At 62.5% G+C, this 22,674-nt stretch carries 16 protein-coding genes; 7 read left to right on the top strand and 9 right to left on the bottom strand.

Going from position 1 to position 22,674, the window contains the following annotated elements; genetic code table 11:
• Position 1: 1 nt before the first annotated feature.
• The 4 genes from AC1Q6X_RS18335 to AC1Q6X_RS18320 form a co-directional block, all read right to left on the bottom strand.
• Positions 2–385 (bottom strand): hypothetical protein, encoded by a 384-nt coding sequence (locus tag AC1Q6X_RS18335; protein ID WP_070222728.1) that lies wholly within the window; start codon positions 383–385, stop codon positions 2–4.
• 178 nt (positions 386–563) lie between these two features.
• On the bottom strand, positions 564–2,027 hold the full coding sequence (locus tag AC1Q6X_RS18330; protein ID WP_230506375.1) for a catalase: 1,464 nt from the start codon (positions 2,025–2,027) through the stop codon (positions 564–566).
• A gap of 94 nt (positions 2,028–2,121) precedes the next feature.
• Complete coding sequence (locus AC1Q6X_RS18325) at positions 2,122–2,778, bottom strand: DsbA family protein (protein WP_492498035.1); 657 nt, start codon at positions 2,776–2,778, stop codon at positions 2,122–2,124.
• A gap of 14 nt (positions 2,779–2,792) precedes the next feature.
• Positions 2,793–3,662 carry an MBL fold metallo-hydrolase gene (locus tag AC1Q6X_RS18320; protein WP_492498033.1) on the bottom strand — a complete coding sequence of 290 codons (870 nt, stop codon included), beginning with the start codon at positions 3,660–3,662 and terminating at the stop codon, positions 2,793–2,795.
• Between the two features lie 269 nt (positions 3,663–3,931).
• Here AC1Q6X_RS18320 and AC1Q6X_RS18315 point away from each other — a divergent pair, with 269 nt between their 5' ends.
• The 3 genes from AC1Q6X_RS18315 to AC1Q6X_RS18305 all read left to right on the top strand — a co-directional run bounded on the left by AC1Q6X_RS18315 (position 3,932) and on the right by AC1Q6X_RS18305 (position 7,619).
• Complete coding sequence (locus AC1Q6X_RS18315; protein ID WP_099409856.1) at positions 3,932–5,383, top strand: alkaline phosphatase; 1,452 nt, start codon at positions 3,932–3,934, stop codon at positions 5,381–5,383.
• A 29-nt stretch (positions 5,384–5,412) separates the two neighbouring features.
• Positions 5,413–6,822, top strand: a complete 1,410-nt coding sequence (locus AC1Q6X_RS18310; protein ID WP_071653824.1) for an alkaline phosphatase — start codon at positions 5,413–5,415, stop codon at positions 6,820–6,822.
• Between the two features lie 74 nt (positions 6,823–6,896).
• A complete protein-coding gene (locus tag AC1Q6X_RS18305; RefSeq protein ID WP_492498030.1) occupies positions 6,897–7,619 on the top strand; it encodes a hypothetical protein in 723 nt (240 codons plus the stop codon).
• Between the two features lie 62 nt (positions 7,620–7,681).
• On the opposite strand, the gene AC1Q6X_RS18300 is transcribed toward AC1Q6X_RS18305, so the two are convergent.
• The 3 genes from AC1Q6X_RS18300 to dprA form a co-directional block, all read right to left on the bottom strand.
• Positions 7,682–10,348, bottom strand: coding sequence for a DNA topoisomerase III (locus AC1Q6X_RS18300; RefSeq protein ID WP_492498028.1), 2,667 nt, complete (start codon positions 10,346–10,348; stop codon positions 7,682–7,684).
• Positions 10,349–10,646: 298 nt separating this feature from the next.
• Positions 10,647–11,111: a Smg family protein gene (locus AC1Q6X_RS18295; protein ID WP_070222738.1), complete on the bottom strand. Its 465-nt coding sequence runs from the start codon at positions 11,109–11,111 to the stop codon at positions 10,647–10,649.
• 94 nt (positions 11,112–11,205) lie between these two features.
• Positions 11,206–12,309, bottom strand: coding sequence for a DNA-processing protein DprA (dprA, locus tag AC1Q6X_RS18290; protein WP_492498025.1), 1,104 nt, complete (start codon positions 12,307–12,309; stop codon positions 11,206–11,208).
• A 306-nt stretch (positions 12,310–12,615) separates the two neighbouring features.
• Between dprA and def the strand changes: the two genes are divergently transcribed.
• The 3 genes from def (at position 12,616) to AC1Q6X_RS18275 (ending at position 15,141) form a co-directional block, all read left to right on the top strand.
• Entirely contained in the window at positions 12,616–13,158 is a 543-nt protein-coding gene (gene def, locus AC1Q6X_RS18285) for a peptide deformylase (protein ID WP_034749294.1), read from the top strand.
• A gap of 93 nt (positions 13,159–13,251) precedes the next feature.
• Positions 13,252–14,208, top strand: coding sequence for a methionyl-tRNA formyltransferase (gene fmt / locus AC1Q6X_RS18280; protein ID WP_070289982.1), 957 nt, complete (start codon positions 13,252–13,254; stop codon positions 14,206–14,208).
• Positions 14,209–14,238: 30 nt separating this feature from the next.
• The gene (locus AC1Q6X_RS18275; RefSeq protein ID WP_492498023.1) at positions 14,239–15,141 is read left to right on the top strand and encodes a LysR family transcriptional regulator; all 903 of its coding nucleotides are present in this window, start codon (positions 14,239–14,241) and stop codon (positions 15,139–15,141) included.
• Here the strand turns inward: AC1Q6X_RS18275 and AC1Q6X_RS18270 are convergent, their stop codons facing one another.
• Both AC1Q6X_RS18270 and AC1Q6X_RS18265 read right to left on the bottom strand, forming a co-directional pair.
• Positions 15,142–15,549, bottom strand: coding sequence for a tautomerase family protein (locus AC1Q6X_RS18270; protein ID WP_492498021.1), 408 nt, complete (start codon positions 15,547–15,549; stop codon positions 15,142–15,144).
• A gap of 145 nt (positions 15,550–15,694) precedes the next feature.
• Positions 15,695–18,166, bottom strand: coding sequence for an IPT/TIG domain-containing protein (locus AC1Q6X_RS18265; protein WP_492498019.1), 2,472 nt, complete (start codon positions 18,164–18,166; stop codon positions 15,695–15,697).
• A gap of 635 nt (positions 18,167–18,801) precedes the next feature.
• Here AC1Q6X_RS18265 and metH point away from each other — a divergent pair.
• Positions 18,802–22,596 carry a methionine synthase gene (gene metH / locus AC1Q6X_RS18260; protein ID WP_492498017.1) on the top strand — a complete coding sequence of 1,265 codons (3,795 nt, stop codon included), beginning with the start codon at positions 18,802–18,804 and terminating at the stop codon, positions 22,594–22,596.
• Positions 22,597–22,674 lie beyond the last annotated feature (78 nt).

Here is a 22,674-nt window from a genome sequence, read left to right as displayed (position 1 = left end):
ATCAGGCTGCGGCGCAGCGCGTCACCAGGCTCAGGCTGATGCCCATTTCCGTCAGGTGCTGCATGTCGGCCAGGCTCAAGTCGAGCGGCGCGTCGACCGTGTCGTCGCCATTCAGCTCCAGTTGCAGCTCGGCCACGATGCGCGGCATGGTGAACGTCACGCCGCGCGAACGGCATTCGGCCAGGTAGCTGCGTATGCGCGAGGGCAACACTTGCGATTTGGGCGCTTGCGCGATCAGCACGTCGAAGCCGGAATCGAGATGCACGCGATTCGCGCCCTTCGCCTCGCCCTTGCGCCATTGCCGCTCCGGATCGGTAGGCAAGACTTCGAGGATGGATTTGAGCGTGGGGTCGTCCCCATGCACGCACAGCTTCGCCATATTCATATTGCAAGACTTTCTAGTCAGGACGCCGCCAGGAAGGCGGCGCGATCATCAGACCGACAAGTCTACGCATGGAAGGCAAATATGTCCATACGGCAATATTTGGCATCAAGCTCTAATAAGCTCTCATTTGTGCTGCATCAAACAGGCGGAACCAGCTTATTCCGCCTGCCACACACAATTACAGTGCCGCGGCGCGGGCCTGCAAGGCGGCCCGCACGCCGGCGCCATAGGCGGGATCGGCCTGGTCGAAGTGAGCGAGCTGACGCTGCAAGGTTTCCGGCCGCACCTGACTCAGGGGGCCGGCCAGGTTGTCGAACAGGTTTTGCCTGGCCTGGGCCGACATCAAGCGGAACAGATTGCCGGCCTGCGTGTAATCATCTTCCACGCCGCGTCCATCGTAGCGGGCCGCGCCGCCAGCCAGCGCCAGCGCCCCCTCGCCATGGCCAAGCCCTTGCGGCTGCGTGCCTGCCGCCGCCACGTTCGCGTAATTCTGCGCAGAACTGCCATTGTGGATGGCCATGCCGCCGTCGCGCTGCTGGTTATGGAAGGGGCAGCGGGCCGCATTCACGGGCAAATGCTGGTGGTTCGTGCCGACGCGGTACAGCTGGGCGTCGTGGTAGGCGAACAAGCGGCCTTGCAGCATCTTGTCCGGCGAGTACCCCATGCCGGGCACGGCGTTGGCCGGCGAAAAGGCTGCCTGCTCGACTTCCGCGTGGTAATTGTCCGGATTGCGGTTCAGCTCGAAAATACCGACGGGCAACAGCGGGAAGTCCGCGTGCGGCCACACCTTCGTCAGGTCGAACGGGTTCCAGCCCGTACGCTGCTCCCAGGCATCGAGCTGCTCCTGCGTCGCCACCTGCAGCTTGACTTCCCACTGGGGGAAATCGCCGCGCTCGATGGCGCCGAACAGGTCGCGCTGGGCGTAGTCGGGATCGGCACCGGCCAGGCGGCCCGCCTCCGCCGCAGGCAAATTCTTGATGCCCTGGCGCGTCTTGAAGTGCCATTTCACGTACACGCGCTGGCCGTCCGCATTGATCAGGCTATACGTGTGGCTGCCGAAGCCGTCCATGTGGCGGTAGCCGTCCGGCGTGCCGCGGTCCGAGAACAGCATGGTGACCTGGTGCAGGCTTTCCGGCGCATGGCTCCAGAAGTCGAACATCATCTCGGCCGATTTCAGGTTGCTTTGCGGATCGCGCTTTTGCGTGTGGACGAAATCGGGGAACTTGATCGGGTCCTTGATGAAGAACATCGGCGTGTTGTTGCCGACCAGGTCCCAGTTACCCTCTTCCGTATAAAAACGCACGGCGAAGCCGCGCGGGTCGCGTTCCGTATCCGCACTGCCGCGTTCGCCGCCGACGGTGGAGAAACGGGCGAAGGTGGCCGTCTGCTTGCCCACTTCACTGAACAGCTTGGCCTTGGTATAGCGCGAAATGTCGTGCGTGACGGTAAAGGTGCCGTAAGCGCCCGAGCCTTTGGCGTGCACGACGCGCTCGGGGATACGCTCGCGGTTGAAATGCTGGAGTTTTTCGATCAGGTGAAAGTCTTGCAGCAGCAGCGGGCCGCGGGGGCCGGCGCTGATGGAATTCTGGTTGTCGGCGACGGGGATGCCCGAGGCGGTACTGAATGGCGGCTGTTGGCTCATGACTGCTTTTCCTTCGTTGTTGACTGATGAAACCTAGTGTAACGAGGTCAACAACAAAGGAAAAGCTAATTGATTTTATCGAACCGATAGCTATTTACAATGCACAGCCGTGAGCGTCGCACACGCCGCCGAGTTCCGCCTGCAACTTCGCCGGCTGGCCCAGGAAGCCGCCGATATCGATCACGGACAGCTTGCCGCTGCCATCGTCGAGCACGAACGTGGGAAAGCCCTGCCCGCCCACCTGCGCCAGCAGGGCCCGGCTGGCGTCGATGTGCTGTTGCGTGGCAGCGCCCGCCTGCCGGGCATATTCCGCCCCGAATGCGGCCCCGTCCATGCCCAGCTCTTGCGCCAAGGACACCAGCACGGGCACGTCGGCGATGCGCAAGCCGTCCACGTAATGGGCGCGCTGCACGCGCTGCAGCATGTCCAGGCCCTTGCCGGCCAGCGATTCAGCCGCCAGGATGGCCGTGATCGGCGGCTCGGAATCCATCATGGCCGTCGTGTCGTTCAGCAAGCCGTTGATATAGGCGTCGCCGAAGGGCTGGCCCGACATTTGCTCGATGCGCCGGTCGTGCGGCAGCACATAGCCGCGCCAGGCGGGCGTGATCTGGCGGCGATTACTGCCCGTCATCATGCCGCCGCCGTGGAACGCCACCGTCAGGCCGGGCACGGCGCGCGCCGCCTCGACCAGCGGCGCCGCGCCGTAGCACCAGCCGCACAGGGGGTCGAAAATGTAGTGCAATGTGGGCATGCCGGCCTTGCCGCTTACCATTTCATTTCACCCTTGGCCACCTTGGCGCTCGTTTCTAAAGCGCCATCGAGGCCGAGTTGCGGGTAGTGCTGTTTCATGGCGGCGATCAGGGCGGCCGAGTTGGCGGCCTTGGCCGTTTCCGCTTCAAACGTCACCAGGTAGTCGCGCGTAAAGCCGATGCTGTCGGGCGTCAGGGGCGAACCGACCTTGAAGTGGCCAGGCACGACGGTAACGGGCTGCAGCGCCGCGATGCCGTCGAGGGTCTTGAGCCAGTCCTGGCGCGATTGCAGGCTTTGCGTATCGGCCGTCCACACGTGCAAGTTACCAAACAGCACGACTCCGCCGACGACGGCCTTGATCGATGGAATCCACACATAGGTGCGCGCTGGCGTCGGGCCGGCGATATCGAGCGACTGGCCTTCCAGGCTGATGCGCTTGCCTTTCAAGGCTTCGGGAATGACGATGCCGTGCGGCGCATTGTCCTTCAGGATAGGCCCCCAGTAGGCGACCTTGGCGTCAGCCTTGCGGCGGATCTCGGCCACGGTTTCCGGCGTGGCGACGATCTTTGCCTGCGGGAACGCCGCCTTGATCACGTCGAGGCCAAAGTAAAAATCGGGATCGCTATGGCTGATGTACACCGTCGTCAGTTTCTTGCCGCTGGCGCGGATCTTCTCCACCAGCTTTTGCGCTTCGGCGCGCGAAAACTGCGCATCGATCAGCACGGCGTCATGCTTGCCCGCCACCAGCACGGAAGCGACGGGGAAAATCGCCGCTTCGCCCGGGTTGAAGACTTCCAGGGTCAAGGGGGCGCTGGCGGCGGCCGAGGCGGCGCCGGCGGCAAACAGGGTGGAAACAAGAACGCTGCTGATGGATTTGGAGAACATGATCTGCCTTCACAAAATGATTGGGATGACGGCATCTTACGTTGCTTGATTCGGTAGAAAAACCCGTTAAAGCGCAATAGTTTGTTGCTTATTTCGATGCAATCTACCGATGTCGGGCATGCGACGGTGTATTTTTCCGGCGTAGACGTGCGCGAAAGCCACGCCGCTGCGGCGGTGTGGCGCCGTCACAAAACATGTCACAGCGTCATGAGGGTGTCACATTGGATTGCTATCTTGCTAGCTCTTTCAAACCTAGCCGGATGAACCACATGACACGCAGAAAAATTTCCGTCGCTGGCTGCAGCGTCGCCATCACCCTGATGCTGGCCGCCTGCGGCAGCGATGCAAAAAAAGAAGAGGTAGTGGCTGAAGCGCCGCCGAAAAACGTCATTTTCTTCCTCGGCGATGGCATGGGCCTGACCACCATGACGGCCGCGCGCATCTATTCGGTGGGCGAAGACGGTTCGCTGACCATGGACACCCTGCCGGAAACGGCCTTCGTCAAGACGTTCTCGAACGACGCGCAAGTGACCGACAGCGCGCCATCGATGGCCGCCTACATGACCGGCGTCAAGATGAACAATGAAGTCATCTCGATGTCGGCCAACACGGTCGCCATCGATCCGGGCACGGATGCGAACGGCAACAAGCTGGTCAACAAATGCGGCACCGGCAACGGCACGCCCGCCACCACCTTGCTGGAACTGGCCAAGGCCAAGGGCTTTGCCGCCGGCGTCGTCAGCACGGCGCGCGTGACGCACGCCACGCCGGCCGCGACCTACGCGCACATCTGCCACCGCGACCTGGAAAACGATATCGCCGCGGCCCTGGTGCCAGGCGGCACGGGCTACAACAGCGCACTGGGCACCACCGGCCTGGAAGTGGTCCTCGGTGGCGGAGCGCAATTCTTTACGCCATTCAAGAGCGGCGGCAAGCGTTCCGACGACCGCGACCTGGTGGCCGAACTGAAAGCGAAGAGCTACACGGTCGCCAACAACGCCACCGACTTCAAGGCCGTCGATCCGGCCAAGACGGACCGTCTGTTCGGCGTGTTCACTTCCAGCCACATGAGTTACGACCTGGACCGCGATGCGGCCAAGGAGCCTAGCCTGGCGGAAATGACCACCAAAGCCATGGACGTGCTGGCGAAGAACAAGAAGGGTTACTTCCTGATGGTCGAAGGCGGCCGCATCGACCATGCGCTGCACGAAACGACCGCCAAGAAGGCGCTGCAAGACACGGTCGCGTTCGACAACGCCATCAAGGCCGCCATCGAAAAAGCCAAGCTCACCGATCCGACCCTGGCCAATACCCTGATCGTCGTCACGGCCGACCATGACCATACTCTGGTGCTGAACGGCTACGCCAAGCGCACGGGCAAGACGGCTGCCGGCAACCCTGGCGTGCTGGGCGTGGTGAAGAACTACGTCACCGGCGCGGTCGAGAAAGACCTGGACGGCGCACCGTATTCGATCATCGGCTTCGGCAATGGCGAAAACCGCACGCAATCGAGCCGCGCCGCCATGGCCAGCCTCGATGAAACCGTCACCAGCGCCAATACCTATCACCAGGAAGCGGTGATCCGCACCACGGCAGGCAATGAAACCCACGGCGGCACCGACGTCTTCCTGGGCGCCATCGGCAAGGGTTCGGAAACCTTCCTGGGCACCATCGACAACACCAAAGTATTCGGCCTGGTCAAGACCGCCGGCGGTCTGTAATCCCCAAGAGACAAGAATTGGACAAGCACATGAAACTCGCATTGAAACCCGCCCTGAAACTCTCCTTGCTGACCACGCTCGTGGCCGCCAGCGTCGCCAGCGCCTACGCCGCCGACGCGAAGAACGTCATCTTCTTCCTCGGCGACGGAATGGGCCCGTCCGTCGTGACGGCGTCGCGCATCTACAAATACGGCGAAGACGGCAGCCTGACCATGGATACGCTGGAACGCACGGCGCGCATCAAGACGTTCTCGAACGATGCGCAAACGACGGACAGCGCGCCATCGATGGCCGCCTACATGACCGGCGTCAAGATGAACAATGAAGTCATCTCGATGGCGCAGGACACGATCGCCAAGGAACCGAGCCGCGATGCCAACGGCAACCTGGGCGTGGACAATTGCCCGGCCGGCGGCAAGACCGTGCCGACCATCCTGGAACTGGCGAAAGCCAAGGGCAAGGCCGTGGGCGCCATCACCACCACGGAACTGACGCACGCCACGCCGGCGACGACGTTCTCGCACATCTGCAACCGCAATGCGCAATACGCGATCGCCGCGCAAACGGCGCCAGGCGGCGCCGGCTACAACGCAGCCCTCGGCGATGGCGTCGACGTGCTGATGGGTGGCGGCCGCAACCACTTCACGCCTTGGTCGACGAGCAACAAGTACGGCCGCGCCGATGGCCGCAACCTGCTGACGGAATTTGCCGCCAAGGGCTACACCGTGGCCGCGACGAAAGCGGAAATGGCGGCCGCGCCGAGCGGCAAGAAGTTCATCGGCCTGTACAGCACCCGCAGCCACCTCGAATATGAACTGGACCGCACGGCCACGCCGCCGCTGGGCGAAGGCGCGACCCAGCCTAGCCTGTCGGAAATGACGCTGAAAGCCATCGACTTGCTGTCGAAAAACACGAACGGCTACTTCCTGATGGTCGAAGGCGGCCGCATCGACCACGCCTTGCACGGCATCAATGCCAAGCGCGCGCTGACGGACACCATCGCCTTCGACGACGCCATCAAGGCGGCCATCGCCAAGATCAAGGAAACCGACCCGACCCTGGCCAATACCCTGATCGTCGTCACGGCCGACCATGACCACACGCTGGCCTTCAACGGCTACGGCAAGCGCGGCAACAATATCCTCGACATCAACCGCGGCTACAAGGATAACCAGCCAAGCAAGGATGCCGATGGCAACACCTACACCACTTTGGTATTCGGCAATGGCCCGAACCGCCCTGACCTGCGCAGCAACGTCGACAGCGCCACGGCGCTGAAAGACAACTACCTGCAAGAAACAGGCGTGCGTCTGGCCAGCGAAACCCATGGCGGCGGCGACGTCAAGCTGCTGGCCACGGGCGCCGGCGCGAAGACCTTCAAGGGCACCCTGGACAACACCAAGGTGTTTGACTTGCTGAAGGCGGCCTTCGGCTTCTGATCCACATCAACACGGCAACCCCACCGGGGCGGATGGCGTATGCCCTCCGCCCCTCTGCACGTAAAGGCACCACCATGAAATCGTCCCTGATCGCCGTCCTCCTCGCCGCCGGCTTTGCCGCCAGCGCCCAAGCCGCCCCCACCGCTGCTGCTCCTGCCGACCTGGACCTGGGCATCACCTATTACAGCCGCGTCCTGACGCCGGAAGGCGTGACGCGCGAAAGCCGCTACGAAGAAAAGATGCTGCGCCGCCCCGGCCACGTGTGGGTCGAGCGCGTGCTGGCGCCGTCGACGGACCCGCATGCGGGCCACAAGCATGGCAACAACACCAAAGTGGCACTGAAAGCTACGCAGCATGAACACAAGCACTTCAATCCCGTGCTGATCCCGCGCCACGTGATGCTGGAAAAGAACACCGTGCGCGTGGAATACATCGATGCGCACGACAAGATCGTCGTCTCGATTCCCAAGGCCGAATACGAAAACGTCAATTTCGACGGCTCCTGGGAAAACAGTTTTTATCTGCTGGACCCGAAACTGGTGGCCGCCATGCCCCTGTCGAAACAGGCATCGAACGTGACGGGCGCGCGCTGGCGCGAAGTGGAAAAGAACGGCGTGTTCCAGCGCATCCTGTGGGATGAACAAAAGCAGATTCCCCTGATCATCGAAAGCGGCGACCGCGCGAATACCTTCTATCGCCGGGTCGACGTCAAGCTGCAGCCGACCGTCAGCAAGGCGCAGCCGTGGGCGAATCTGCAGAATTACGCGCAGCGCGAGTACTCCGACTACCTGGACTAAGCCAGCCTCGGGACATAAAAAAAGCCAGGGAAATCCCTGGCTTTTGTCTGGCTGGCGTCCGATTACTCGGCCGTTGCCGCCTTCTTCGCCGGCGCCTTCTTGGCGGCCGGCTTTTTCACGGCCGTGGCCTTCTTGACCGGTGCCTTTTTGACGGCTGCCGCTTTCTTGACGGCCGTTTTCTTCGCTGGCGCCGCGCCTTCTTCGCCTTCGACCTCGGCAGCGGCAGCCTTTGTCTTCGCACCCGGCTTGGCCTTGCGCTCTTCAAACTCGAAGCTCACCTTGCCATCCTTGCCGCGTACGAGGAAAGCCTTGAACGGACGGCGCGTGCGCTGCGATACGAAGCCCGGCAGCAAGTCCGTCTTGCCATCGTTGAGCAGTTTTGCCATTTGTTCCGGCAAGATTTCCTGCTGCAAGATGATGCGGCCGCTGCGGAAATCGCACGTCTTCGGCTTGGCTACGCTATGTTCGCACACATAGGCCAGGCCCATTTCGTACACGCCGGCATTGCACTTGGGGCAAGGTCCCACGGGCGTCTGGCCCGTGAAATCGACGCCTTCGCCATCTTCGCTCTCGTCGTTCTGGCCGAAATCGAATTCCAGCTTGAAATTCTTGATCTCTTCATCGCGCACGATGCGCAGGATGGCGGCGAACGGACGGCCCATCTTCGAGCGGAAGCCTTGCAGCGGGCCGATGGTGCGGTCCTTCAGCAATTGCTCCACTTCGGCGATTTCGAACTGGCGCGAACCCGGCGTCTTGCTCATCGAGAATTCGCACTTGGTGCAGGCGAAACGACGGTAGTTTTCCTTCACCACGCCGCCGCAATTCGGGCATGGCGTTTCCAGGGTCGCGTAGTCGCCGGGAATCGTGTCGTTGTCGTATTCCTTGGCGCGCTTGACGATGATTTGCGTCATCTGCGCGATTTCGCGCATGAATTCTTCGCGCGAAATCTTGCCTTTTTCCATCTGCGACAGCTTGTATTCCCACTCGCCCGTCAGCTCAGGCGCCGTCAATTCATTGACGCCCAGGCCTTTGAGCAAAGTCATCAGCTGCGATGCCTTGGCCGTCGGGATCAGTTCGCGGCCTTCGCGGATCAGGTAGCGTTCCGTAAGCAAGCCCTCGATGGTGGCCGCGCGCGTGGCCGGGGTTCCAAGCCCCTTGCCGGCCATCGCGTCGCGCAGCTCGTCGTCGTCGATCAGCTTGCCGGCGCCTTCCATGGCCGACAGCAAGGTCGCTTCCGTGAAACGCGCTGGCGGTTTCGTCACCAGGCCGTTGGCGCTGACGCTTTCCGTCTGCACTTTCTCGCCCTTGGCGACGGGCACCAGGTTGCCGTTGCCATTGCTTTCCTTGTCGGCGTCCGTCGACGCTTCCTTGCCGTAGATGGCCAGCCAGCCCGGATTGGTCATGACCTTGCCTTCAGTCTTGAACTGATGGCCGGACACTTCCGTGTAGCGCGTGGTGACCTGGAATTCCGCAGGCGGGAAGAACACGGCCATGAAGCGGCGCGTGACCAGGTCGTACAACTTCTGTTCCGGCTCGGACAAATTCTTTGGCGCGATCGTCGTCGGGATGATCGCGAAGTGATCCGAGATCTTCGTGTTGTCGAAGATGCGCTTGTTCGGCTTGACCCAGCCCTTGTCGATGATCTGCTTGGCGAACTGGTGGTAGTTGCTGTTTTCCTTGACCGTTTCCAGCGCCTGCAGCACGGTCGGCATGTAGTCTTCCGGCAGGTGGCGCGAATCGGTACGCGGATACGTCAAGACCTTGTGCTTTTCATACAGCGCCTGTGCCAGGCCCAAGGTGTTCTTGGCGGAGAAGCCGAAACGCGAGTTCGCTTCGCGCTGCAGGCTGGTCAGGTCGAACAGGCCCGGCGCCATCGAGGTGGTCGGTTTCGACTCTTCCGTGACGATGCCTTGGCGGCCGCGGCAGGCGGTGGCGATCGAGTCGGCAGCCGTCTTGCTCCACAGACGCTCTGCGCGCTTCTCGGGGTCGTTCTCGTCCTTCTTGAACTTCGTGTCGAGCCAGCGGCCTTCATAGATGCCGGCCGCGCAGACGAATTCGGCGCGCACTTCCCAGAAGTCGCGCGGCACGAATTTCTTGATCTTGTCTTCGCGTTCGACCACGATGGACAGGGTCGGCGTTTGCACGCGGCCCACGGTGGTCAGGTAAAAACCGCCTTCTTTCGAATTAAACGCCGTCATGGCGCGCGTGCCATTGATGCCGATCAACCAATCGGCTTCCGAACGGCAGCGGGCCGCGTCGGCCAGCGGCAGCATTTCTTCGTCGCTGCGCAGGTGCGCAAAACCGTCGCGGATGGCGCCCGGCGTCATCGACTGCAGCCACAGGCGCTTGACCGGTTGCTTGGCCTTGGCGTTTTGCGCGATCAGGCGGAAAATCAGCTCGCCTTCGCGCCCCGCATCGCATGCGTTGATGAGGGTGGAAACGTCTTTACGTTTGATCAGCTTGTTTAATACTTTGAGGCGCGCTTCCGTCTTCGGGATGGGATTGAGCGCGAAATACGGTGGAATCATCGGCAAGTGCGCGAAACTCCATTTGCCGCGCTTCACGTCGAATTCTTCCGGTACGGCGATCTCCAGCAAGTGGCCGACCGCCGACGACAGGACGTATTCATCCGATTCAAAGTACTCATCGTGCTTGGTGAAGCCGCCAAGCGTCTTCGCGATATCGTTCGCGACAGAAGGCTTCTCGGCGATGATGAGGGTTTTTGTCATATTTTTTGGTCTCGAAAAATGCTCTAGGATAGTTTCAGCATGCGCATCATACAGTGCATTGCCAGGCGCCGACGCTTTTGTCTGCGCAAGGCCTTGTGACTTGTGGTCTTGTCAAGCGGCCAATGATAAGCGCCTATTGAAGAATTCGGCAAGTTATCTGCAAGCAAGAATGCGCAGGCGCAAACACAATGGACTGGCGTGCGCGCCGGTGCAGTGCATCTTAAAGGGGATGGCGCGGCAGCGGCGCCGGGGTGTCAGGCCAACGGCTGGAGGAGCAGCCAGCAAGCGCTGTATTATATTAGTGTAGCAGGCGGGGAGGCAGGTCTTCGTCGTCGACGAATAAATCGTCGAACATCAAGGCATCCGGTTCCTTGCCCTGGCTCCACAACAGCATCAGCACGATGACTTTCAGCTTGCCCAGCGACACGGGCGCCTCGTCAAGCGCCAGCGCCCGTTCGATGACGATTTCGCGCTGCAGCGGCGACAGCACCTTGGCGCTTTCCAGGAACTGGATGAAGCCGATGGCGGCCGTGCCCAGCACGTCGCTTTCCTGCTGCACGTAGAAGCGCGTGCCCGTGGAACTGGCCGTCAGGGTTTGTTCGGCGCCGGCCATGGCGTTCAAGTCCGTCAGCCACACGAGCGCTTCGGAAATCTCCACGTCGTCGAAACCGACGGCCGACAGTTTGCGCGCCAGGACTGCCGGCTCGGGGCAGGCATCGGGGCGATAGTAAGTCTCGTAGAGGTACACCAGGATATCGAACATGGCTCTACTCTAGCAGCTAAGCTCGCTAAGACACAAGGGTGCGCGCGGACAAAGCGCGCCCGTGCGGCAAGGCCGCCACACAAGTGACAAGCTGTCATTTGCAGCGTTGAAACAGTCCTCCCGGCAAGCGTTCCACCCGGCCCGCCAGCTCCAGCGCCAGCAATTGCCCCATCAGCGCGCCCATGGCCAGGCCGCTGCGCGCGGCCAGGGTATCGGCGTCGTGGGGATCGTGGCCCAGCGCGGCCAGTAGCGGCGGCTCGTCTTCCACCGCGGCCGGGACGCTGGGGACGCCGCCCAGCCACTGCAGCTCTTGCAGCACGTCATCGGCCGACTCGACCAGCTTGGCACCCTGCTTGATGAGTGCATGGCAACCCTTGGCCAAAGTCGCATGGATGGAGCCGGGCAAGGCATACACGTCGCGCCCCTGCTCGCCCGCCAGGCGCGCCGTGATCAGGGAACCCGACTGGGCCGCCGCCTCGATCACCAGCACGCCGCGCGCCAGGCCGCTGATCAGGCGGTTGCGGCGCGGAAAATTCCCCGGCATGGCAGGCAGCCCCAGCGCGTATTCGCTGACGATGCAGCCCTGTTCGGCAATTCTTTGCGCCAGATCAAGGTTGCGGCGTGGATACACCAAATCGGCGCCCGTGCCGATCACGGCCACCGTGCCGCCCGCGCCGCGCAAGCCGCCCTCGTGCGCGTGCGTGTCGATGCCGAGCGCCAGCCCTGAAATGATGGTCAAGCCTGCCGCGCTCAGCGCTTGCGCGAAGGCGGCCGCGTTCTGCATGCCTTGCGCGCTGGCATTGCGGCTGCCGATGATGGCCACGCCCGGACGCGACAGCAGTTCCGCCCGTCCCCGCACATATAACAACAGCGGCGGATCGGCGATTTCCAGCAGCAGGGGCGGATACGCGGCATCGGCCAGGGTCAGCACGGTATTGCCGGGCCGCTGCAGCCATTGCAGGGTCAGCGCCAGCTGGCTGTTGGCCACCGGCTTGGGCGGCTGCACGATGGCGCGCGCCACGCTGGCCGGCACCACCTCGCGCAGGATGTCGAACGGCGTGGCAAAGATTTGCGGCGGCAAGCCGAAGCGGGCCAGCAAGGCGCGCGCCGCCACCGGCCCGACGCCGGGCAGATGCTGGAGGCGCAGCCAGCCCGCCAGTTCCGTGGCCGTGTCCGCCGTCGTTGCAAGTGCATGCATGACAACCTCGTTGTGTACTGTGGCATCCCATGCTAGCGCCATGGCGCGCACGCGATACCGACGCGCGCAAGGATGCGTGCAATGACGCCGCAAAACGGCCCGCCGTCCACAGGGCCATGGGCGTCTGTGATAAAATTTCCCTTTGCAGCAAACGAATAGCGCACTGGCAAACGCATCTGCCGCGCCGTTGCGCCACACGCGCCCAACCGTAGCGTACTCAAAAATAAAATAGCCCTGCCATCGTTCGCATGGCCCAGGCATGAATAATCCGGCGCACCGGCGCCCACCTTAACCAGTCGAATCCGTATGTCCATATTAAATATCCTGCGTTACCCCGATCCTCGCCTGCACACGATCGCCAAGCCCGTCACCGAATTTGACGCACGCCTGCAAACCCTGATCGACGACATGGCCGAAACCATGTACGACGCCCCGGGCGTCGGCCTGGCCGCGTCGCAAGTGGACGAGCATATCCAGATGATGGTGATCGACACCACCGAAGAAAAAAACCAGCTGCAAGTATTCATCAACCCGGAAATCACCTGGGCCAGCGAAGAAAAACAGGTCTACGACGAAGGCTGTCTGTCCGTGCCCGGCGTGTATGACGGCGTCGAGCGTCCGGCCCGCATCAAGGTGCGCGCCCTGGACCGCCACGGCAAGCAGTACGAGCTGGAAGCCGATGGCTTGCTGGCCGTTTGCATCCAGCATGAGATGGATCATTTGCTGGGCAAGGTATTCGTCGAATACCTGTCGCCGCTCAAGCGCAACCGCATCAAGACCAAGATGATCAAGGAAATCCGCGGTCTCGAGCGCGAAGCGAGCTTGCGCGCACAGAACCGTCGTTTCTAAGCCGCTGCTGATAGACTAAGCAACAATAGTCGTAACACCACGCCAGCCTGGCGCCTCCGGCCCGGGCCTGCGCACCTCACGTCAAGGAACGCTATGAAAGTGATCTTCGCAGGCACGCCTGAATTCGCCGCCACGGCCCTGAAAGACTTGCACGAAGCGGGATTCGAGATTCCGCTGGTGCTGACCCAGCCCGACCGTCCTGCCGGACGCGGCATGCAGCTGCACGCCTCGGCCGTCAAGCAGTACGCGCAGCAGCACGGCATCGAGGTGCTGCAGCCGCTGTCCTTGCGCATGGACAGCAAGGACCCGCAGCGCGCCGCCGAGGCAAAAGCGGCCCACGAGCGCCTGCTGGCCACCGATTACGATGTGATGGTGGTGGCGGCCTACGGCTTGATCTTGCCGCGCAGCACGCTCGACATCAAACCCTGCATCAATATCCACGGTTCATTGCTGCCGCGCTGGCGCGGCGCCGCGCCGATCCACCGCGCCATCGAGGCCGGCGACGATGAAACGGGCGTGACCATCATGCAGATGGAAGAAGGCCTCGATACGGGCCCCATGCTGGCCATCGAGCGCACGCCCATCGAGGCGGGCGACTCCACCGCCACCCTGCACGACAAATTGGCCACCCTCGGCGGCAAGATGATCGTCGAGACCCTGCGCAAGATGCAGCAGCAGCCGCTGGAAGCGGTGCCGCAGCCGGAAGCGGGCGTCACCTATGCGGCAAAGATCGCCAAGGAAGAAGCGGCGCTCGATTTCAGCTTGCCGGCGCTGGAACTGGGCCTGAAAATCCGCGCCTTCAATCCGTTTCCCGGCGCCTGCGGCCAGGTCGATGGCGTCACCATCAAGATCTGGGCCGCCGAGGTACTCGACGCGGACAGCAAGGAAGCGCCGGGCCAGGTGCTGGCGGCCGACGCCCAGCATGGCATCGTCGTGGCCTGCGGCAATGGCTCGCTGCGCCTGACGGAACTGCAAAAACCGGGCGGCAAGCGCCTGCCCGCAGCCGAGTTCATCAAGGGCTTCCCCCTCGAAGGCAAGCGTTTCGTTTAATTAAGCCATCGATACCGGCGGCAAGCGCCCATGGACCAGCTGACCGCCCTGCGCGCCTTGCGCCGCGTCGTGGAACTGGGCAGTTTCACGGCCGCCGGCGCCGCGCTCGGCATTTCCCACTCCATCGTGTCGCGCCAGATCCGCCAGCTGGAAAGCCAGCTGGGCGCCCAATTGCTCAACCGCACCACGCGCCGCTTCGCCCTGACGGCCGCCGGCCAGGAATACTATCTGGCCAGCCGCGACATCCTCGACGCCCTCGATGCGGCCGATCGCGCCGTCGCCATGCACCAGGCACAGCCGTCCGGCAGCCTGCGCATCAATGCGCCGATGGCCTTCGGCACCCTGGAACTGGCCGCCTGGCTGCCCGACTTTACGCACCACTACCCGCACCTCCACATCGATCTCGTCTGCAATGACCGCATCGTTGACCTGATCGACGATGGCTTCGACGTGGCGCTGCGCCTGGCGCGCGGCTTGCCCGACTCCACCCTGGTGGCGCGCCAGCTGGGCAGCAGCCGCACCTTGGCCGTCGCCTCGCCCGCCTACCTGGCCCGCCATGGCCATCCGGCCACGCCGCAAGATCTGGCGCAGCACAATTGCCTGATGTACAGCTCCGGCGAGAAGCCGGCCGAGTGGTCGTTCACGGATGCGGGCGGCGCCGCGCACAAGGTAGCCGTGCGCGGCAGCCTGCAAGCCAATACCAGCGTGGCCCTGCGCGAGGCTGCCGTGGGCGGCATGGGCATTGCCGGCGCGGCTGGCTTCATCGTGCGCGACGCGCTGCGCAGCGGCCAGCTCGTGGAAGTCTTGCCCGGCTACACCTTGCGCCCACGCACCTTGTACGCGCTGTATCCGCACAGCCGCCAGCTGTCGCCGAAGGTCAGGGTCTTCGTCGATTTTGCCGTGCAACACTATCAAAATCACCGCTGGGATTGATCAGGCCGGCTGCAGCGCCTTGCGCACGGCGCGGAACTGCTGCGTCAAGCCGCCGTAGCCCCAGGCCGCCTGGCGCGCGTCGTGCACGTGGATGTAGCTGACGTCATGCAAGGCGCCGAGATGCTCATGCATGGCAGCGAACACGGCGGCGATATACGCGGCCTTTTCCGCCGCCGTATTCGTTTCATCGCTGATCAGGATATTGAGGAAAAAGCTGGCCTTGCCCTGCACCTGCAGGGATGGCCCGCCCACAAACCAGTGCGCCGCGTCAAGATGGCTGATCGCCACCGACGTCAGTTCGGGCGCCTTGTGCAGCAACTGCGCCGTCAAGGCGCTCAAGGTGGCGGCGATGGCGGCCGACTGGCGCGCATCGGGCGTGGTGGACAAACGCAGGTTCAGAATGGGCATGGGATGCTCCGCAAGTGGATGAAGTCCCATTCTAGGCAGGCGGGAGGTAAAACGGCAGCCCTCGCCAGGTACAGGATCTGTGCATATTCCACACACAAAAAAAGGGCTTGCCGCGGCAAGCCCTCGTTGCATCGAGCCCGCTGGCTTAGCGGCGCTGCACCCTCATCAGGCGTGCGCCCACGGACGACGACAGGCTGACCTCGAAACGGCCGCCGGCCGGCAAGGCGCTGACGTCGACGCTGGCTTTGCCGCCCGTCAAGTCACTGGCGACCACCGTCTTGCGGCCATCGGCGGCCACGTGCAGCACGGCGGCGTAGGGTTCCGCATCGGCATTCCAGACCAGCGCCAGCTTGCCCCCACTTTGTGTCGCATCGAACGTGGCATCGTTGGCGGCGGCCCTGCTGCGGCGCGCAGAGCGCTCCAGCTTGGCTAGAGCCTTGCCATTTTGCAGCACTTGCACGTCGCTGATGTCGCCCGGGTTGGCGAAGCTGACGCGGAAATGGCTCATGGCGTTGCCGCCATGATCAGCCACGGAAACGCCATCAAAAGGCAAGTCGATAGTCTGTCCCGACGCCGTCAGCACGCGCAGGGTATATGCATAGCCGCTGCCGCCGGCAGCGGGGCCGATGCGCGCAGACGAGGCAACGGCGGGACGCAGCCCCACACCGGCCGGCGTGATGCGGCCGGAAATGGTCAGATAGCCGTTCTCGGCCACGGACATGCTGGCGGCCAGCACATTGCTGCCCGTCACCTGCGTGCTGCGCCTTTCCAGGAATTGCTGTACCCGCACATAGCTGTAGTCGGAGAACCAGGCACCGCTGCAATAGCTCATCACGTCCTTCATCGGCGTAGCGCCATACACGGCCTTGCTCAACTGGCCAATGCTGCCCGCATAGTCGCTGTTGTACAGCGGTTGCGGGCCCAGTTCGCCATTCGGATACGGGTAGTCGGTGGCCGCACTGGCTGGACCGCCGCAGGCGACGTGCTGCAGCGAGTGGTTATGGCCCAGCTCATGCACAAGCGTGGTCAGCCATTCAGGCCAGTTATTACCAAAGGGATCGACGGAGGCAATGCTGTTGAACCTGGCATCGAGGCCGATGGCCGCCGTGAAGGCATTGCTGCTGCCCGTCGGGTTGATGTAGGCCAGGCCGGCGGTGCGCGTGGAAGACATTCTCGGCACGAAACCATAATAATAGGCGCCGCTATCTTCCAGTGCACGCTTGTTGTCCAGCTTGTCCAAGGCATCGCTCCACCAGCTGTCGGCCGTGCTGCTGCCTGGCATGCTCAGCGCCGTGCGCGTGGTGATGCTGATATTTTCCGCCGCATACGGATACACGCGCGTCAGTGCAGCACGGATCACCTCGGCGTCAGGCAATTGCGCCACACCATCATCGGTGCTCAGCGGTACCAGCACCAGGTGAATTTTCGCTGCGCTGCCCACCACGGGCGCCGCTTCCTGGCTCACTTGCACGCCGTCATTGCCCACTGCCGTCACGCGCACGCGCACGCCGGGCAAGATCCAGCCAGCAGGCAGGACGGCGCTGAAATTGCCGTTGAAACTGTAATCGCTTTTCACCGTCGGCAAGACCGATGGGCCGCTCATGGTAATGCTGCCCAGGTTGCCGCCATTGGCGGCGGTCGCATTCAAGATCACGGCCGGGCTGGTCTGGCCTGTTTGCGTGGCCAGCACGGAGACGCGCACGGCGGCCGGCTTGCCGCGCGTCAGGCGCAAGGCGGCATCGCTGGAATTCAAGTTCAGTACCTGCGCGAAATCAATGCTGCCCAAGGTAAAGGCCGACACCGTGCCCGCATTCACGGCGATGCGCGAAGCGGCCGACAGCATCACGTTGCCCGTTGCCGACGCTGGCGCAGACAGCAGCAGCTGGCTGCTACTGGCGCTGACGATGACGGCTGGCGTACTGCCCACCGTTGCCGAGCTGACCTGGTCCAGATTGCTGCCCTGCAGCGTCACCGACAAGGTCGCGCCGTTGACGGCCGACGTGATCGACGTCACTGCCACGCTCGCCAGGACCGTGTACGTGTCGCTGCTGATCACATCGTTGTACGGACCGCGCACCGTCAGCGCGCCTGTCGCTGCGCCCGCAGGCACCACTACCGTCACGCTGCCGGCTGTCTGGCTTTGCGGCGTTGCCGCCGCGCCACTGCCGAACTGCACCGCCGTCACGGCGCCCATGCCGCCGCCCGCGATCGTCACGCTGGAACCGACGCCGCCCGTCGCTGGCGCGATGCTGCTCACGCTCAGCGGCAAGTACACATTGACGTTATAACTGGTGGTCGCCGTGCCGCTGGCGCTGACGAGGCTCAAGGCGCCCGTCATAGGGGTGCCCGGCATGGCCAGGGTCACGCTGGTGTCGCTGCTGGCACTGGCGGCAACGTTCACGCCGCCTACCTGGAAAGCCGTCACGCGGCTCAGATTCGTGCCCGTCACCACCAGCCTGCCGCCCACGGCGACATTCGCCGCCGAGACGGCCGTTACGGCAGGAACCACGGCAGGATTGCCCGACGTGGTCGCCACCGCCGTGTCACCACCGCCGCCACCGCCACAAGCGGACAGGCCCAGCACAAGAAACAATGCAACAAGCAGATGGTTTTTCATGGATGGCAACCATGTTGGTGCAGCGCGATGCCGGGGAGGACACGAGAGAAATGTGACATATTGGTGACTTTTGGTGAGAATGTGATTTCGAAGAACCCATATTATCGGTTAATTCGATTCCCAAAGACAACTATTAATGCTTTTGATTCAATTGGTTTTGATAATAATAAAGTATTCGTCTGGAAATATTTATCTAAGAATTATTCGCCCCCACCTACATGGCCTTGAATCAAAATTATTTTCCTTTGCAGCTATTGCCATACAATCCATTAAAACAGGCTGCTATGGCGCCAAGAATGTGGGAATTTTTCCACAGCCTGGAGGACATATCTTCCTGGCAATTTTGGCGGAAGAATTAATACTTTGAGTAAGATTTTCAGGAATGTCATTTCAGAATCAGGCGCGGCGCAAGCCGATCTGTTGCAAGCAAGCCTGCCGCGAGGCGAACGGCCGCTTTTGCTTAAAACCAAAGCAGCCTGATGCCGTATAATTTTAGACCCGGTGATTCAGGCGATTGCCACCTTCTGCCTGCCCTACCCGGCGGGCACACTCCGTCAGCTGATCCTGCTGGCCCGCAACCGCCTCGTACTGTCTTGTCGCCGCGCCGCCGCCCGTTTGCCTATTGAAAGCATGAAATGAACGATACCGTGATCCCCGCCATGTCCCCGACCGAAGCCACCTTGCGCGCCATCCTGGCGCAGCGGATCATGATCCTCGACGGCGCCATGGGCACGATCATCCAGCAGTACAAGCTCGACGAAGAAGCGTACCGTGGCGGTCCCGCAGGCCGCTTCATCGATTTCGCCGCGCCGGCCGACAGCGGCGCGCGCGAACTGTTCGTCAAAGGCAACAATGAGCTGCTGACTCTGACGCAGCCGCACATCATCCAGGAAATCCACGAGCGCTACCTGGCGGCGGGCGCCGACCTGATCGAAACGAATACCTTCGGCGCCACGACGATCGCGCAAGACGATTACCACATGGCCCACCTGGCCTATGAAATGAACGTCCAGGCGGCCAAGCTGGCGCGTGCCGCCTGCGATAAATATTCCACCCCGGACAAGCCGCGCTTCGTCGCGGGCGCCCTGGGACCGACGCCAAAGACGGCATCGATCTCGCCCGACGTCAACGACCCGGCCGCGCGCAACGTCAGTTTCGACCAGCTGGTGGCCGCCTACCTGCAGCAGACGCAGGGCCTGGTCGAGGGCGGCGCAGACGTGCTGCTGGTGGAAACCATTTTCGATACCTTGAACTGCAAGGCGGCCCTGTTCGCCATCGACCTGTTCTATGAACAAAACCCTACCGTCGTGCGCCTGCCCTTGATGATTTCCGGCACCGTCACGGACGCCTCGGGCCGCATCCTGTCGGGCCAGACCGTGCCCGCCTTCTGGAATTCCGTGCGCCACGCGAAACCGCTGACCATCGGCCTGAACTGCGCGCTGGGCGCCGCCCTGATGCGCCCGTACGCGGAAGAACTGGCCAAGATCGCCGACACTTTTGTTTGCATCTACCCGAACGCGGGCTTGCCCAATCCCATGAGCGACACGGGCTTCGACGAGTTGCCAGCCGACACATCCGCCCTGCTGCGCGAGTTTGCCGACGCGGGCTTTTTAAACATGGCGGGCGGCTGCTGCGGCACCACGCCCGAGCACATCGCCGCCATCGGCGAGTTGCTGTCGAAAAACACGCCGCGCACCGTGCCGGCCCCGTCGCACGACTTGCGCCTGGCGGGCCTGGAACCGTTCGTCGTCAACGACGAGTCGCTGTTCGTCAACGTGGGCGAGCGCACCAACGTCACGGGTTCCAAGGCGTTCGCGCGCATGATTCTCAACGAGCAATACGACGAAGCCTTGTCCGTGGCGCGCCAGCAAGTGGAAAACGGCGCGCAAGTGATCGACATCAATATGGATGAGGCGATGCTCGATTCGCTGGCCGCCATGACGCGTTTCTTGAACCTGATCGCCTCGGAACCCGATATTTCGCGCGTGCCCATCATGGTCGACTCGTCGAAATGGTCGGTCATCGAAGCGGGCCTCAAATGCGTGCAGGGCAAGGCCATCGTCAACTCGATTTCCATGAAGGAAGGCGAAGAGGAATTCCTGCGCCAGGCGAAACTGTGCCGCCGCTACGGCGCCGCCGTCATCGTCATGGCTTTCGATGAAAAAGGGCAAGCCGACACCTTCGAGCGCAAGATCGAGATTTGCGCCCGCGCATACCACCTGCTGATCGATGCGCTGGACTTCCCACCGGAAGACATCATTTTCGACCCGAACATCTTTGCCGTCGCCACCGGCATCGAAGAACACAACAACTACGCCGTCGACTTCATCAACGCCACGCGCTGGATCAAGGAAAACCTGCCGTACGCGAAGATCTCGGGCGGCGTGTCGAACGTGTCCTTCAGTTTCCGCGGCAACGATCCCGCCCGCGAAGCCATCCATACCGTCTTCCTGTACCACGCCATCAAGGCCGGCATGACCATGGGCATCGTCAACGCCGGCATGGTGGGCGTGTACGACAACCTGGACCCGGAATTGCGCGAGCGCGTGGAAGACGTGGTGCTGAACCGCCGCGAAGACTCGACCGAGCGCATGATCGAATTTGCCGGTACCCTGAAGGCGGGCGGCAAGGCCGAGGCGCAAACCCTGGCCTGGCGCGAGGGAACGGTACAGGAACGCCTGTCGCACGCGCTCGTGCATGGCATCACGCAATTCATCGTGGAAGACACGGAAGAGGCGCGCCAGGAACTGCTGCACAATGGCGGGCGCCCGATCCACGTGATCGAGGGACCGCTGATGGCCGGCATGGACGTGGTCGGCGACCTGTTTGGCCAAGGCAAGATGTTCCTGCCGCAAGTGGTGAAATCGGCGCGCGTGATGAAGCAGGCCGTGGCCCATCTGATTCCATTCATCGAGGAAGAAAAGCTGCTCGAAGAGCAGCGCACGGGCATCGTCGCCAAGCCGAAGGGCAAGATCATCATGGCGACCGTGAAAGGCGACGTGCATGACATCGGCAAGAATATCGTCACGGTAGTCTTGCAATGCAATAACTTCGAAGTGGTCAACATGGGCGTGATGGTGCCGTGCTCGGAAATCCTGGCCCGCGCCAAGGTGGAAAACGCCGACATCATTGGTCTGTCGGGCCTGATCACGCCGTCGCTGGAAGAAATGGCGTATGTCGCCAAGGAAATGCAGCGCGACGAACACTTCCGCATGCTGAAGATTCCCCTGCTGATCGGCGGCGCCACCACCAGCCGCGCCCACACGGCCGTGAAAATCGCGCACAACTACGAAGGCCCCGTGATTTACGTGCCGGACGCTTCGCGCTCCGTTTCCGTAGCGCAATCGCTGCTGACGCCGGAACAGCGCGACAAATACGTGGAAGACATCGAACTCGACTACGCGCGCATCCGCGAGCAGCACGCCAACAAGAAGGCCCTGCCCATATTACCGCTGGCGCAGGCGCGCGCGAACAAGATGGTCGTGCCGTTCGACGGCGCCTGCACGCCCGTGAAACCGAAATTCATCGGCCGCCGCGTGTTCAAGAACGTGGATCTGGCCACGCTGGCCAACTACATCGACTGGGGCCCATTCTTCCAGACCTGGGACCTGGCCGGCCCCTTCCCCGCCATCTTGACGGATGAAGTGGTGGGCGACGCGGCCACCAAGGTGTACGCAGAAGGCCAGGCCTTGCTGAAAAAACTCATCGACGGACGCTGGCTGACGGCCAACGGCGTCGTGTCCTTGCTGCCGGCAAACAGCGTCAATGACGACGATATCGAGGTGTACACCGATGATACGCGCAGTACGGTGGCGTTCACGTATTACGGCATGCGCCAGCAAGGCGTCAAACCCGTGGTCGACGGCGTGCAGCGTCCGAACCAGTGCCTGGCCGACTTCATTGCGCCGAAGGCGTCTGGCGTGAAGGATTACATCGGCATGTTTGCCGTCACGTCCGGCCTGGGCATCGAAAAGTATGAAAAGCGCTTCGAGGATGCGCACGACGATTACTCGTCCATCATGCTCAAATCCCTGGCGGACCGTCTGGCCGAGGCGTTTGCCGAATACCTGCACGAGCGCGTGCGCAAGGATTTGTGGGGCTACGTGCCGGACGAGCACCTGGGCAACGACGACATGATCGCCGAGAAATACGTGGGCATCCGTCCCGCGCCCGGCTACCCGGCCTGCCCCGAGCACACGGTCAAGAAAGAGATGTTCGAGGTCATGCAGGCCGAGGAAATCGGCATGCAGCTGACGGAATCGTATGCCATGTTCCCAGGCGCGGCCGTCTCCGGCTTTTATTTTGCCCACCCGGAGTCGAAATACTTCGTCGTCGGCAAGATCGGCATGGACCAGGTGGAAGACATGGCCAAGCGCCGTGGCGCCAGCATCGAAGACGTGGAACGCTGGCTGGCGCCCAACTTGTCGTAAGCACCATCGCCTTGCGCCGCGGCGCGCGGAACTTTTCGCGCGCCGCAGCGCACTAACGCAGTATGCCGGCCGGCATGC

The organism is Janthinobacterium sp. GW823-FHT06H09 (assembly GCF_058794735.1).
The sequence above is the reverse complement of the archived record's forward strand: the minus strand, read 5'-3'. Positions and strand labels throughout refer to the sequence as shown.